This window comes from Streptomyces sp., from assembly GCF_035563135.1.
Lineage (GTDB): Bacteria > Actinomycetota > Actinomycetes > Streptomycetales > Streptomycetaceae > Streptomyces.
In genome coordinates this window covers 1-14,569 of record NZ_DATMVN010000545.1, presented here as the reverse complement: position 1 = coordinate 14,569, position 14,569 = coordinate 1, and the positions used below count along the sequence as shown (strand labels likewise).

9 protein-coding genes are annotated in these 14,569 nt (G+C 72.1%); 5 read left to right on the top strand and 4 right to left on the bottom strand.

Features of this window, described 5'->3' with window-relative positions; all coding sequences use genetic code 11:
• Positions 1–2,155, bottom strand: a 2,155-nt coding sequence (locus VN520_RS24115; RefSeq protein WP_325749028.1) for a beta-N-acetylglucosaminidase domain-containing protein, incomplete at its 3' end; no start/stop codon positions are given.
• Between the two features lie 304 nt (positions 2,156–2,459).
• Between VN520_RS24115 and VN520_RS24110 the strand changes: the two genes are divergently transcribed.
• The 5 genes from VN520_RS24110 to alc all read left to right on the top strand — a co-directional run bounded on the left by VN520_RS24110 (position 2,460) and on the right by alc (position 7,399).
• The gene (locus VN520_RS24110; protein ID WP_325749027.1) at positions 2,460–2,792 is read left to right on the top strand and encodes a hypothetical protein; all 333 of its coding nucleotides are present in this window, start codon (positions 2,460–2,462) and stop codon (positions 2,790–2,792) included.
• Positions 2,793–4,940: a 4-alpha-glucanotransferase gene (gene malQ / locus VN520_RS24105; protein ID WP_325749026.1), complete on the top strand. Its 2,148-nt coding sequence runs from the start codon at positions 2,793–2,795 to the stop codon at positions 4,938–4,940. It abuts the gene before it with no gap.
• A gap of 38 nt (positions 4,941–4,978) precedes the next feature.
• Positions 4,979–5,191: a hypothetical protein gene (locus tag VN520_RS24100; protein WP_325749029.1), complete on the top strand. Its 213-nt coding sequence runs from the start codon at positions 4,979–4,981 to the stop codon at positions 5,189–5,191.
• Between the two features lie 79 nt (positions 5,192–5,270).
• Positions 5,271–6,194 (top strand): LysR substrate-binding domain-containing protein, encoded by a 924-nt coding sequence (locus VN520_RS24095; RefSeq protein ID WP_325749025.1) that lies wholly within the window; start codon positions 5,271–5,273, stop codon positions 6,192–6,194.
• Positions 6,195–6,253: 59 nt separating this feature from the next.
• Positions 6,254–7,399, top strand: a complete 1,146-nt coding sequence (gene alc, locus VN520_RS24090; protein ID WP_325749024.1) for an allantoicase — start codon at positions 6,254–6,256, stop codon at positions 7,397–7,399.
• 83 nt (positions 7,400–7,482) lie between these two features.
• Here alc and pepN read toward each other — a convergent pair whose 3' ends face one another.
• From pepN to VN520_RS24075, 3 genes are all read right to left on the bottom strand, one after another.
• Complete coding sequence (gene pepN / locus VN520_RS24085; protein ID WP_325749023.1) at positions 7,483–10,059, bottom strand: aminopeptidase N; 2,577 nt, start codon at positions 10,057–10,059, stop codon at positions 7,483–7,485.
• Positions 10,060–10,211: 152 nt separating this feature from the next.
• A complete protein-coding gene (locus tag VN520_RS24080) occupies positions 10,212–11,240 on the bottom strand; it encodes an aspartate-semialdehyde dehydrogenase (RefSeq protein ID WP_325749022.1) in 1,029 nt (342 codons plus the stop codon).
• Positions 11,241–11,424: 184 nt separating this feature from the next.
• A partial coding sequence (locus VN520_RS24075; RefSeq protein ID WP_325749021.1) for a S8 family serine peptidase occupies positions 11,425–14,569 on the bottom strand: 3,145 nt, incomplete at its 5' end.

The window sequence follows — 14,569 nt, the reverse complement described above, 5'->3', positions numbered from 1 at the left end:
CCCGCAGGCCCTTCGCCTCCGTCTGTGTCCAGCCCGCCGCCGACAGGGAGCCGAGACCGCGCCATCCCTCGCCCGGGACATGGGCCTCCAGGACCGAGCCCGCCGACCGGTCACCCGGCCGGGTCAGCGTGGTGACGGCCCGCAGCGGGCGGGCGCGGTCGAACCGGACCGTGTAGCCGTGCGCGTCACGGCTCACCGTCCCCGCGTCGCGGTCGACGCCGTTCCAGGCGTCGGCCTCCCCGACGACCCGGTCCAGGAAGGGGTCCAGGACACCCTCGCCGACCGTCACCGTGCTCGACGCGATCTTCTCGCGCAGTGGTTCGAGCGCCAGCTGGGCCTGCCAGGCGGCGGCCCCGTCCCCGCGCTCCTGCGCCCGCAACAGATCGACGGCGAGCTCACCCGCCTCGCCGTACCGGGCCAGCTGACGGGTCCACGGCCGCACCTCGTCCTGGAGCCGGCCGTTCGCGGGCCCCGCCAGCTTCTCCTGGGCCTGCCGCATCACACCGAAGGCGTCCCGCAGCTCACGTGCGGCCTTGTCGCGGGACGCCGCGTCCGCCTCGCCCGCGGCCGGACGCGACGACCAGAACGCGTTCAGCAGGGGCCGCAGGTACGCGGACTCGTCGCCGCCCAGCACCGAGGCGGCGCTGTTGCCCGCCAGGGCCCCCAGCGCCACCCGGGCGCCGGCGTCGCCGCCCGCCAGCTCGTCCATCGCCGCCCGCCAGGACTCCTGCGGCCGGTACGCCTTCGGGTTCCAGGCGAAGTCGGCGGCCGTGAACAGGGGGATCCGGGACGCCGAGGGCTGCTCCATGGCGTTGGCGAGCAGCGCCGCCGACCCGCCGGCGACCGCCGGGTCGCGGCCGGTGTACGGGCCGAGGAAGATCCGGTCCTGCGCGTAGTCGTTGACCGGGTAGTTGTCCATGGTGACCAGGGGGTGGCGGAAGGCCGCCCGCGCGCCCGCCAGCTCGTGCCCGGTGATCGTCCTCGGTACGACGCCGACGCCGGTCCAGGCCACCTGCACCCGGTCGTCCAGCTCCGCGGCGAGCGCCGTGCGATAGTCGGTGGCGCCGTCCTGGTAGAACTCGGTCGGCATCACCGACAGCGGCTCCGCGTCGGGATGCCTGTCGGCGAGGTGCCGGGCGACCGCGCTCGCCACCCCGGCCTGCGCCCTGGCCGCCGCCTCGGGCCCGCTGCCGAACTTCTCCGCGTCCTGGTCGCAGTGCCATTCGCTGTAACTGACGTTCTGGAACTGCAGCTGGAAGGCCCGTACCCCCAGGGCCCACATCGCGTCGATCTTCCGGGTGAGCGCCCGCACGTCCGCGTCCGAGGCCATGCACATCGCCTGGCCGGGCGAGACGGCCCACCCGAGCGTCACGTGCTCCGCCCGCGCCTTCTCGGCCAGTGCGCGGAAGCCGGCACGCTCGTCGGCGGGGTACGGATCGCGCCAGCGGGCCTGACGGTAGGGGTCGTCGCCGGCCGCGTAGAGGTAGCGGTTCTGCTTCGTGCGCCCCATGAAGCCGAGCTGGGCCAGCCGCTCCTCGCGGGTCCACGGCTGCCCGTAGAAGCCCTCGGTCATCCCGCGCACGGCGGTTCCCGGCCAGTCGCGGACCACGACTCCGGCGACGGTGCCGCCCTTGACGAGCTGGCGCAGGGTCTGCACCCCGTGGAAGAGGCCGTCCTCGCCGACGCCGTCCAGGGCCACGGTGGGCCGGCCCTCGGCCCTGCCGACGGCGAGGCGGTAGCCCCCGGACGGCAGATCGGCGCGCTCGGGTGCGCGCAGGGCCCGCAGCGCCCGGCCCGCGTCCGTGCCGCCGAGCCGGATCACCGGCCCCGCGCCGGGCAGGGCGTCGTGCACGGTGCGTACGCCGGCGTCGCGCAGGAGCGTCCTCAGCGCCTCGACGGCGTACGGGTCGGCTTCGGTGTCGGCCAGGAGAGTGACCTCGGTTCCCAGGGTGACGGCCTGACCGGACGCGTCGATGGACTGCGGCCGGGGCCAGACGGCGGGCAGCCGTGCGTCCTCCGTGCGGTCCGGCATGGTCGCGGCGGGGCCGGCGGAAGGGACGGGGGCCGCGACGGCGGCCGGCGCGAACGGGCCGATCAGCCCGCCGATCACGGCGACGGCGACGGCTGCCGCATGCCTCCTGCGCCCGAGCTGCACGCCGTACTCCTTCTTCTGACCTCGCCCGGCAGTGACGTCCGAGCCCACCACCCGGGCGCGGGGGTGTCAATGCGCGTGGCCGGTATGCCGGACATGCCCGGTGTATTGCCCGGCATGACACGCGGATGTCCGGGGAAGAGTCACCCAGTGGCCGAAAATGGCCCATACCCGGCGCGCGGGGGAACGGAATGTGACCCACGGCACGTTGGGGTCGTTGTCATAACGCCTGTGTCACGTCCACGCCTGCTCCCGCGCCCGCTGGGTAGGCCTGCTGTGTCCTGTTGTCCACGGCCAGGAGGCCGACATGCCCGCTTCCGCGCAGCTTCTGTTCTCCGCCCTCTCCAAACAGGTGCCGAGCCCCACGGGTCCCGATCCGCTGGCAGGCGAGAAGTCCCCGTTCCTCACCGCCCCTCCGATGATCAGCGAGCTGCCGCTCGCGGACGTCTCCCAGCTGACCGGTGAACGCGGGTTCACCGACAGCGCCCCGCTCGTCACCGAGCCGCCGCTGACCAGCGAGCCTCCGCTCGCCGACGCAACACCTCTCACGAGCGAGCCACCGCTCGCCGCCGTCGCCCCTCTGACCAGCGAGCCGACAGCACCCGGCACCGCTTGGGGCATGGAGTCCCCAGGAGTCTGAATGGGCTTGTCCCGGCTCGCCGCACTGCACGGCGTCGCCACCTCCTTCTCCCCGTCCGCGGATGTCACGGTGTCCGTCCCCGACGACACGGTCACGGCCGTGCTCGCCGCGCTGGGCGTCGACGCCGGCACGCCCGCGGAGGTACGGAGATCACTCGCCGCAGCAGAATCGGCAGCGGCCTCCCGACTGCTCCCGCCGACGGTGGTCGTCTGGTCGGGAGAGCCGCTGCCGGCCGCGCTCACCGCACTGCCGCCCGGCGCGGTCCTGACGGTCGACCCCGAACCGGGGACCACCGGCACGCCCTCCGCCCTGCGCATGCGCGTACTCCCCGCCCCGGCCCCGGCCGGGGACCCGCCGACGGCACCGTCCTGGTGGACCGAACCGCCCCTGGGGGTCCACCGGCTGACCGTCCGCACCCCCGACCACCACCATGCCGCCGCCACGCTCGTCGTCGCTCCGGACCGCGTACCCCAGCCGCCCGCGCGCACGCACGGATTCCTCGTCCAGCTCTACTCGATGCTGTCCGCCCGTTCCTGGGGCATGGGCGACCTCGCGGACCTGGCCGACCTCGCCGCCTGGGCGGGACGCACCCAGGGGAGCGGCTTCGTCCAGATCAATCCGCTGCACGCCGCCGTACCGGGCAGACCGACCGACCCGTCGCCGTACCGCCCCTCCTCGCGCCGCTTCCCCGACCCCGTCCACCTGCACATCGAGTCGATCCCGGAGTACGGCCATGTCGCCGAGCCCGGCAGGGCGGCCCTGGACGACCTGCGCCAGGAAGCCGCGGCACTGCGTGAGGCCGTGCTGAACAAGGGCGCGCTGATCGACCGGGACGCCGTCCGGGATCTCAAGCAGCAGGCCCTGGAGATCATCCACGAGGTCCCCCTGACCCCCGGCCGCCGCGCCGCCTACTGCGACTTCCTCGCCGAGCAGGGACAGGCCCTGGAGGACCACGCCCTGTGGTGCGCCCTGGCCGAGGTGCACGGCCCCCGGTGGCGTTCCTGGCCCGAAGGGCTGCGCGACCCCCGCTCCCCGCGGAGCGCCCGGGCCCGCACCGAGCTGCTGGACCGGATCGACTTCCACTGCCGGCTCGCCTGGCTGACGGACACCCAGCTCGCCGCCGCCCAGAGCGCCGCACGGGAGTCCGGAATGGCCGTCGGGATCGTCCACGACCTCGCCGTCGGCGTCCACCCCGACGGCGCCGACACCTGGGCCCAGCAGGACGCCTTCGCGCAGGGCATGTCGGTCGGCGCGCCCCCCGACGCCTTCAACGCCCACGGCCAGGACTGGGGGCTGCCCCCCTGGCGTCCCGACGCCCTCGCGGCCTGCGGCTACGCCCCCTACCGCCATCTCCTGCGCGGCCTCCTCGCCCACGCCGGAGCCCTGCGCATCGACCACGTCATGGGTCTCTTCCGCCTGTGGTGGGTGCCCGAGGGGCGCCTCCCCACCGAAGGCGCGTACGTCAGCCAGGACGCCGAGGCGATGCTCGCCGTCCTCGTCCTGGAGGCGCACCGGGCCGGTGCCGTCGTCGTGGGGGAGGACCTCGGCACCGTCGAACCCGGCGTGCGCGAGGCGCTCGCCCGGCGCGGGGTGCTCGGCACCTCCGTGCTCTGGTTCGAGCGGGACTGGGGCGGCACCGGGCGCCCGCTCGCCCCCGAACAGTGGCGCCAGGACTGCGTGGCCACGGCGACCACCCACGACCTGCCCTCCACCGCCGCCCGGCTGACGGGTGAGCACGTGACGCTCCGCCACCGGCTCGGACTGCTCACCCGGAGCCTGGAGCAGGAGCTCGCCGAGGACGCCGCCGACACCTCCGAGTGGCTGGCCTGCCTCGCCCGTCTCCGCCTGCTCCCCGAGGGCGACGGCGACGAGGAGGCGGCCGTCCGCGCCGTGCACCGCTTCCTGCGGCGCACCCCGGCCCGGATGGCCGGGATCTGGCTCCCGGACACCGTGGGCGACCGCCGCCCGCAGAACCTCCCCGGGACATGGGACCAGTACCCCAACTGGCGCCTGCCCGTCGCCGATGCGGAAGGCCATCCCGTCACGCTGGAGGAGATCACCGCGTCGCCCCGGCTGCACAGGCTGATGGCCGTCCTCACGGACGGCCCCGGGGCCCGTACGGCACCCCCGGGCGCGCGCCCCTCGTAGGCGTTCGCTACGTTTGCACCGTGGACAAGAAGAACGCTATGCGCGCCGGCGCCGTCGCGGCCGGTACGACGCTGATGATGCTGCTCATGTCGTCCCCGGCGCTCGCGCTCACCCGCGACGACGGCGACGACCCGGGTCCGGGTCTGACCGTGATGGAGACCCTCGGCCTCTACGTCGCGGCGCCGATCGTCCTGTTCCTGGTGATCGCGGGACTCGTCATGGTCCTCGACAAGTCCAAGAAGCAGGTCTAGCAGACCGCCCGAGGTGCGCCGCCGGTACGACGTACCGCGCGGCGCACCGGCATTTCCGGGAGCCGGGTAGGTTTCGGCCATGACCGAGTGGGACCTCAAGAAGCTCCGCATCCTGCGCACCCTGCGCGACCGCGGCACGGTCACCGCCACGGCCGGAGCCCTTCGCATGACCCCGTCGGCCGTCTCCCAGCAGCTCACCAACCTCGCCGGGCAGCTCGGCGTGCCGCTGCTCGAAGCGCGGGGCCGCCGCGTCCGGCTCACCGACGCCGCGCATCTCGTGCTGCGCCACGCCGAGGAGGTGTTCGCCCAGCTGGAGCGGGCCGACGCGGAGCTGACCGGCTATCTGCGGGGCGAGGCGGGCCAGGTCCGGGTCGGCGCCTTCTCGACCGCCGTGCCCGCCCTCGTCGTACCGGCCGTGCAGCTCCTGGCGGCCGGGGACCGGCCAGGCCCCCAGGTGCGCGTACGGGAGGCGGAGGCGGCCCAGGCGTACGAGCTGCTGTCGGCCGGCGAGGTGGACCTGGCGCTCTCCCTGGCCGCGCACGCCCCGACCGCCCGGGACCCCCGCTTCACCCTGCTGCCGCTGCTGGCCGACCCGCTGGACGTGGCACTGCCCACCGGCCACCGCCTCGCCGGCGCGCCCGCCCTGCGGCTGGCGGACCTCTCCCGGGAGGCCTGGATCTTCGGCGGGTCCGGTCCGTGGTCGGAGATCACCACCGCCGCGTGCGAGGCCGCGGGTTTCGTCCCCGAGCAGGCCCACAGCGCCGCCGGCTGGACGGCGATCCTCGCGATGGTGCGGGCGGGCATGGGCGTCGCCCTGATCCCCCGGATGGTCTCGGCCTCCGACCGGCCGCGCGACGGTGTGATGATGCGGGTGCTGGAGGCGGACCGGCCCTGCCGCCATGTGGTCGCGGCCGTACGGCAGGGGGCGGAACGCGGCCCGGCGGCCGCCCGGGTGCTGGCGGCGCTGCAAGAGGTGGCGGCCCAGTCCGTTAAGCAGAACTGAAAGGACCGTACGAAAACTTTCGATGGACCTGATCGGTGGTGTGGCGGCACAGTGGACCCATGCCGACCGACAAGATCCAGACGGAGCCCTGTTCCACCGATCCGCACGCCAACGACGCGGCCCCCTACGGAGGCGGTGACCCCTACGCCGACTACCGCGCGGGCGACTTCCCCTTCACCGAGCTCGTCGACCTCGCGGACCGCCGCCTGGGCGCGGGTGTCATCGCGGCCAACGACGAGTTCTTCGCCGAGCGCGAGAACCTGCTGATCCGCGAACCCGCCGTCTTCGACCCCGAGCGCTTCGGGCACAAGGGCAAGATCATGGACGGCTGGGAGACCCGTCGGCGCCGGGGTGCCGACGCGGACCACCCCTTCCCCGCCCCCGAGGACCACGACTGGGCGATCGTCCGGCTGGGCACACCCGGGATCATCCGCGGCATCGTCGTCGACACCGCCCACTTCCGCGGCAACTACCCGCAGCGCGTCTCCGTCCAGGCGGCGGCCGTGGAAGGCGCCCCCGGGCCGGAGGACCTGCTCGCCGACGACGTGAAGTGGGAGGAGCTCGTCCCGCCGACGCCCGTACGCGGCCACGCCGCCAACGGCTTCGAGATCACCGGCGGCCGCCGCTACACGCACGTGCGGATCTGCCAGCACCCCGACGGCGGCATCGCCCGCCTCCGCGTGCACGGTGAGGTCGTCCCCGACCCGGCCTGGCTCGCGGCACTGGGCACGATCGACCTGATCTCGATCCTGAACGGCGGCATGTACGAGGACGCCTCGGACCGCTTCTACTCCTCGCCGGCCCAGATCATCCTGCCCGGCACCTCCCGCAAGATGGACGACGGCTGGGAGAACCGCCGCCGCCGGGTCCGCGACACGAACGACTGGGTGCGCTTCCGGCTGCCCGCCCAGGGCGCGGTGCGCGCGGTCGAGATCGACACCGCCTACCTCAAGGGCAACGCGGCCGGCTGGATCGGCCTCCACGGCCGCGACGGCGAATCGGGCGAATGGTTCGAGATCCTCCCCCGCACCCGGCTCCAGCCCGACACCCTGCACCGCTTCGTGCTGGACGCCGAGGCCGTGGTGACCCACGTACGCCTGGACGCCTACCCCGACGGGGGAGTCGCCCGGATGCGCCTGCACGGCTCGCTCACGGAGACGGGCGCGGCCGAACTGGCCCGCCGCCACCGGGAGTCGGCCGCGTAGTCCCGGCTCCCCGCACCCCAGGTTCCCGCCCGGCGGACGGCTGCGCGACATGCGCCTGCCCGCCGGGCGGTTCTCACTCCCGGTTACGCGGTGGCCGCCGCCGCGTCCGCCGCCTGCGCCTTCAGCGCACGCTCCACGCCCGCCCGGGACTCCGACATCAGCCGGCGCAGGGCCGCGCTCGGCTGCGCCGACTCCAGCCAGGCGTCCGTGGCATCCAGGGTCTCCTGCGAGACCTGGAAGGCCGGGTACAGGCCGACCGCGATCTGCTGGGCCATCTCGTGGCTGCGCGAGTCCCAGACCTCCTTGACCGCTGTGAAGTACTTCTCCGTGTACGGAGCCAGCAGCTCACGCTGGTCGGTCTGCGCGAAACCGCCGATGACCGACTCCTGCAAGGAGTTGGGCAGCTTGTCCGACTCGACCACCGACGCCCACGCCTGGGCCTTCGCCTCCTCGGAGGGCTGGGCCGCGCGTGCGGACGCCGCGTGGCGCTCACCCGCGGCCGTCCGGTCGCGCTCGTACTCCGCGGCGATCTCCTCCTCGTCGATGAGGCCCGTCGCGGCCAGGCGCTGCACGAACGCCCAGCGCAGCTCCGTGTCGACGGCCAGGCCCTCGATCACCTGGGTGCCGGCCAGCAGCGACTGCAGCATGTCCAGGTGGAGCGGGCTGCGTGCCGTCGCGGCGAAGGCGCGGGCCCAGGCCAGCTGGTGGTCACTGGCCGGTTCCGCCGCGCGCAGATGCGCCAGCGTCGCCTCGGTCCACCGGTTCAGGCCCGCCTCGCGCCACTCGGGGGCGGCGTAGAGTTCCAGCGCCAGCTTCACCTGACGGTGCAGCGACTGCACCACACCGATGTCCGTCTCCTTGCCGATCCCGGAGAGGACCAGCGTCAGGTAGTCGCGCGTCGCGAGCTCGCCGTCGCGCGTCATGTCCCAGGCCGAGGCCCAGCTGAGCGCGCGCGGCAGGGACTCGGCGAAGTCGCCCAGGTGCGCGGTGACGACCCGCAGCGACTCCTCGTCGAAGCGGACCTTCGCGTACGACAGGTCGTCGTCGTTGAGCAGGACGACCGCCGGGCGGGGCGTGCCGGAGGGGAACGGCACGGTGGTGCGCCCGCCGTCCACGTCCAGCTCGATCCGGTCCGTGCGGACCAGCTTCCCGGCCTCGTCGAGGTCGTAGCAGCCGATGGCGATCCGGTGCGGACGCAGCGTGGGCTCGCCCTTCGCCCCGGCGGGGAGCGCGGGGGCCTCCTGGAGCACGGTGAACGAGGTGACGTGGCCGTTCTCGTCGGTCTCGATCTGCGGACGCAGGATGTTGATGCCGGCCGTCTCCAGCCACGCCTTCGACCAGGTCTTCAGATCACGTCCGGAGGTCTTCTCCAGTGCGCCCAGCAGGTCCGACAGGCGCGTGTTCCCGTAGGCGTGCGCCTTGAAGTACGCCTGCACGCCCTGGAAGAACGCGTCCTTGCCGACGTAGGCCACGAGCTGCTTCAGGACCGAGGCGCCCTTCGCGTACGTGATGCCGTCGAAGTTCACCAGGACGTCGTCCAGGTCCCGGATGTCCGCCATGATCGGGTGCGTCGACGGCAGCTGGTCCTGCCGGTAGGCCCACGTCTTCATGGAGTTGGCGAACGTGGTCCAGGAGTGCGGCCACTTCGAGCCCTCCGCGTCCGCCTGGCACGCGATGGAGGTGTACGTGGCGAACGACTCGTTCAGCCAGAGGTCGTTCCACCACTCCATGGTGACCAGGTCGCCGAACCACATGTGCGCCAGCTCGTGGAGGATGGTCTCGGCGCGTGTCTCGTACGCCGCGTCGGTGACCTTCGACCGGAACACGTACTGGTCGCGGATGGTGACCGCGCCCGCGTTCTCCATCGCGCCGGCGTTGAACTCCGGGACGAAGAGCTGGTCGTACTTGGCGAAGGGGTACGCGTAGTCGAACTTCTCCTGGAACCACTCGAAGCCCTGCCGCGTGACCGCGAAGATCTCGTCCGCGTCGAGGTACTGGGCGAGCGACGGCCGGCAGTAGATGCCGAGCGGCACCGACTGGCCGTCCTTCTCGTAGGTGCTGTGCACGGCGTGGTACGGACCGGCGATCAGGGCCGTGATGTACGTGGAGATGCGCGGCGTCGGCTCGAAGGACCAGACGTCGCCCTGGGGCTCGGGCGTCGGCGAGTTGGAGATCACCGTCCAGCCGGAGGGCGCCTTCACGGTGAACCGGAAGACCGCCTTCAGATCGGGCTGCTCGAAACTGGCGAACACCCTGCGGGCGTCCGGCACCTCGAACTGGGTGTAGAGGTAGGCCTGCTCGTCGACCGGGTCGACGAAGCGGTGCAGGCCCTCGCCGGTGTTCGTGTACGAGCAGTCGGCGACGACCTTCAGCTCGTTGGCGCCGGCCCGGAGGTGCTTCAGCGCGATCCGGGAGTCCCGGAAGACGGCGGCGATGTCCAGGTCCTTGCCGTTCAGCACGACGTCGTGCACGGCCGGGGCGACCAGATCGATGAAGGTCTCCGCACCCTCTTCGGCACAGTCGAAGCGCACGGTGGTGACGGACCGGTAGGTTCCGCCCTCCTGCGCGCCGGAGAGGTCGAGGTCGATCTCGTACGCGTCCACGGTCAGCAGGCGCGCCCGCTCCTGTGCCTCTTCGCGGGTCAGATTCGTGCCAGGCACGCGGTCATCTCCTTGATATGCGTTGTTTTTCGCCATCCTTCCACGTGGGGGAGGGCAACGCGATGTCCGTGAAGCGCGGTGAGCCCGGCCCGGCAGGACGGCGAAAGGGTGGCCGCCGGAAAACCGGTGGCCACCCTTTCGCGGTGCGGGCGTCAGCCCTTCAGCTCCTCCGCCACCAGCTCCGCGATCTGGACCGCGTTCAGCGCGGCGCCCTTGCGCAGGTTGTCGTTGGAGACGAACAGCGCGAGGCCGTGCTCGACGGTCTCGTCGGCCCGGATACGGCCCACGTAGGAGGCGTCCTTGCCGGCCGCCTGGAGCGGGGTCGGGATCTCGGAGAGCTCGACGCCCTCGGCGTCCTTCAGCAGCTCGTAGGCGCGCTCGACGCTGATCGGGCGGGCGAAACGGGCGTTGATCTGGAGGGAGTGGCCGGAGAAGACCGGGACCCGGACACAGGTGCCTGACACCTTGAGCTCCGGGATCTCCAGGATCTTGCGGGACTCGTTGCGGAGCTTCTGCTCCTCGTCCGTCTCGAAGGAACCGTCGTCGACGATCGAACCGGCGAGCGGCAGCACGTTGAAGGCGATCGGGCGCTTGTAGACACCCGGCTCGGGGAAGTCCACCGCGCCGCCGTCGTGCGTCAGCTTGTCCGCGTCGGCGACGACCTGGGACGCCTGGCCGTGCAGCTCGGCGACACCGGCGACGCCGGAGCCGGACACCGCCTGGTAGGTGGCGACGGTCAGCGCGTCGAGCTGCGCCTCCTGGTGCAGGGGGCGCAGCACGGGCATGGCGGCCATCGTGGTGCAGTTCGGGTTGGCGATGATGCCCTTGGGTCGGTTCCTGACCGCATGGGCGTTGACCTCGGAGACCACCAGCGGGACCTCGGGGTCCTTGCGCCAGGCGGAGGAGTTGTCGATCACCACGGCGCCCTGGGCGGCGACCTTCTCGGCCAGCGCCTTCGAGGTCGCGCCGCCGGCCGAGAACAGCACGATGTCCAGCCCGGTGTAGTCGGCGGTGGAGGCGTCCTCCACGGTGATGTCCGTGCCCTCGTAGGTGAGGGTGGAGCCCGCGGAACGCGCGGAGGCGAAGAGCCGCAGCTCGGCGACGGGGAACTTCCGCTCGGCCAGGATGCTGCGCATGACTGTGCCGACCTGACCGGTGGCGCCGACGATTCCGACCTTCACTGGGACTCCCTCACACGTACGAACGGGCATGGTTGCCGGTCCATGATGTGTCTGTCCACGGCTTCCTTGTCCAATCCATTGTCCGGCAGGCGGACGGGCCGCGCACAGAGCTGTGGGGCGGGAGCCCTTGAGGGCGCCCGCCCCACAGTCGTGCGGTGTCGTACGGATCACACCGTGATGACGGCTACGGCGCGACCTTCCCGATCACGACGCTGCCGGTGCCCGCCGCGGTGCCGCGGGCGTTCACCAGCTGGACCTCACCGAAGAACTGCCGGCCCTCGGGAGCCGCTCCGGCGACCACGACCTCGGCCCCGACCTGGGCGGACTCGCCGTTGGCCAGGTTCACGGCCTCGGACTCGCCGACCTCGATCGCGCCGAGCGACGGGGCGTAGTACACGTCCCGGTAGTCGTACTCGGTGGTCCCGGCCGGGACCGAGTAGCCGCTGATGACGACGGTGTAGGTGCCGGCCGCCGGCTCCAGCAGGCTGACCGACTCCTCCGAGCCCGCCGTCGTCGAGGCACCGACCTCGGTGTCGCCCCGGTAGACGTACAGGTCGATGTCGGCGTTGGCGTCCGAGGTGCCGCCGATGGCGACGTCCAGCTTCTCGACGCCCTCGCCGATGGTGACCGTCCTGGTGTACTCGCCGCCGGTGGAGATCGACGGGCGCTCGACGGCGGCCGAGCCCAGCGAGCCGCCCTTCAGGGAGCCCTCCAGGTCACCGGCGTTGTTGGTGACCGTCCAGTCCACCGCGGCCGGGGTGCCGATCTTCGCCTCGGCGATGGTCTGCACCGCCGGGTCGAAGGTGGCGCCGAGCAGTGAGACATCCAGCTTGTACGGGTTGTCCAGCAGCGGCGACGTACGGCGGGACTCGACCTCGATCTCCCAGACGCCGGGCTGCGGGTCCTTGTAGGAGCGCGTGTCCGGGCGGCAGGTGTTGGCCGGGTTCTCGTAGTTCGGGTAGCAGTAGATCGTGGAGCTGTCCTCCACCGCCACGCCGTACGGGTGCAGGGAGATGAACCGCGTCTGGCTGCCCGAACGCAGGGCGCTCAACGCGACCTCGAGGGTCTTCGCGCCCTCCGGGACGTTCACGAAGTACGACGTGGTGCCGTTGCGCTTCACCGAGCCGGACGTCGAGAAGGCGTAACCCGGCTTCACCAGCTCCTCGGCGACGACCACCGTGGAGAGGATCTGCTGGTCCACACCGGTGGTCCTCGCGTCGTCCACCACCAGGATCGCGCTGTGGACGCCCGCCGTGCGGGGCTTCGCCTGGACCTTGACGGTCACCGGCTTGCCGAGCGGCAGCGAGACGGTGCCCGGGCCGGTCAGCTTGAAGGTGCCGTCGTTGTTCTTCCAGGACAGCTTGTGCGCGACGGCCCTGTCCGGGCCCGTGGTGCGGGTGACGGTGACGTCGTACGACTTCTTCTGGCCGGCCTTCAGGCCGCCCTCACGGTCGTACAGGCCGGTGCCGAAGCCCGGGGTCTTCAGCGCGAAGTCGATCGCGGTGTCGACCGGGGCCTTCACCGTGTACTCGTGCGCAGGGGCGCCCTTCTTCTCGATCTGCTTCCAGGCGCCGACGATGTTCATCAGACCGGCACCCTGGGCGTGCGCGGGCACATCCTTGATGTGGGTGGCGGTGCTGGTCAGCGCGGTCCGCAGATCGGCCGGAGGCAGCTCGATGCCCTTCTGCTCCGCGGCGGACAGCAGCAGCGCCGCCGCACCGGCGGCCTGCGGCGAGGACATCGAGGTGCCCTGCAGCATGGAGTAGCCGGCGGGGAGCGAGTAGCCCGCCTCCTTGACCGGACCGCCGGGGTACCAGGTCTGGGTGGTGTTGATGGACGCGCCCGGAGCCGTCAGGACCGGCGCGAAGCCGCCGTCCTCACGCGGGCCGCGCGAGGAGAAGGGCAGCATGTCGTACTTCTTGGTGACACCGGAGCCGTAGTTGGCGGCCCAGGTCTCCTTGGAGATGGACGCGCCGACCGAGATGACGTGGTCCGCGAGGCCGGGGTCCCCGATGGTGTTGACGCCCGGACCGTCGTTGCCGGCCGAGATGACCAGCTGGACGCCGTAGATGTCGATGAGCCGCTTGTAGAGCTCGGCGCGGGCGTTGTTGCCGTCGTTGAGGGGCGGCAGGCCGCCGATCGACATGTTGACGATGTCGACGCCGCGGTTGACGACGAGGTCGATCATGCCCTCGGTCAGTGCGATGTTGGTGCAGCCGCCGGACCAGGTGCAGGCGCGCGAGGAGACGACCTTGGCGCCGGGCGCCGCGCCGTTCATCTTGCCGCCGAACAGGCCGTTGGCCGCGGTGATGCCCGCGACGTGCGTGCCGTGCTCGCTCTGGATGACGCCGATGTTGACGTAGTCGGCCGTGTTGCCGGCCGCGTCGAAGACGACGTCCTTGCGGGTCTCGACGACGAACGGGATGCGCTCGACGATCTGGGTCCGCGGGTCGTCCGTACCGAAGTAGGAGACCTGGTGCTTGTCCTTGTACGGCTTCATGGCGGTGTCGTCGCCGAAGTCCGCGTTGCTGTTCAGGTCGACCCGCGCGGTGCCGGTGACCGGGTCGTGGAGCACACCCCACTGGTCGGTGGTGTCACCGTCCCGGTTGAGGTCACCGGCCATGTCACCGCCGCGCGTGGCGGACTCCTTGAAGACGCGGAAGCCGTACGAGCCCTCCGGCGCGGAGTACGTGGTGCCGCCGCTGGTGAACGTCGGGCCGGCCACGGCCTGGTCCATCCGCAGCCAGGTGCCGTCGCCGTCGCTGACGGGGTCGGTGGCCGTCACCCAGTCGACGATCTTGCGCTCACCGGTGGTGGTCTTCCGGAGGGCGGGGTGGCCGAGGTCGACACCGGAGTCCAGGACGCCGATGGTGATCCCGCGGCCGTCGGCCTTCGGGTGCTGCTCGACGAAGTCGACCGCGCCCGTCTCGAAGGACGGGTTGTACGGGTTCTTCGCCGGGGTGTTCCTGCCCGGCGCCGGGTAACTGCCCGTCGCCTTCGGCTGCTTCGCCCCGGCGGCCCGGTCGCCCGAGGGCGTCGGGTCGTCGAGCTTGATCTCCTGTTCGAGATCGATGCCGAGGACGGACGACAGCTTCTGCGCCGCCTTGATGGTGGCCCCGGCGGACGCGGTCGGCACGGTCGCCCGGACATAGCCGAGCTTGTCGTACGTCTGCCCCGGCACGGACCCCTTCACGGCGTCCAGCTGGGCGGCGACCTGCTCGGTCGCGCCGGGGGCGGTGGCGACCATCATCGTGATGTTCTTCTCGCCCTTGGCCTCTGCCTTCGCCAGTACGTCGGCGTCGGCCTCGCCCAGCTTGTCGCCCTTCGCG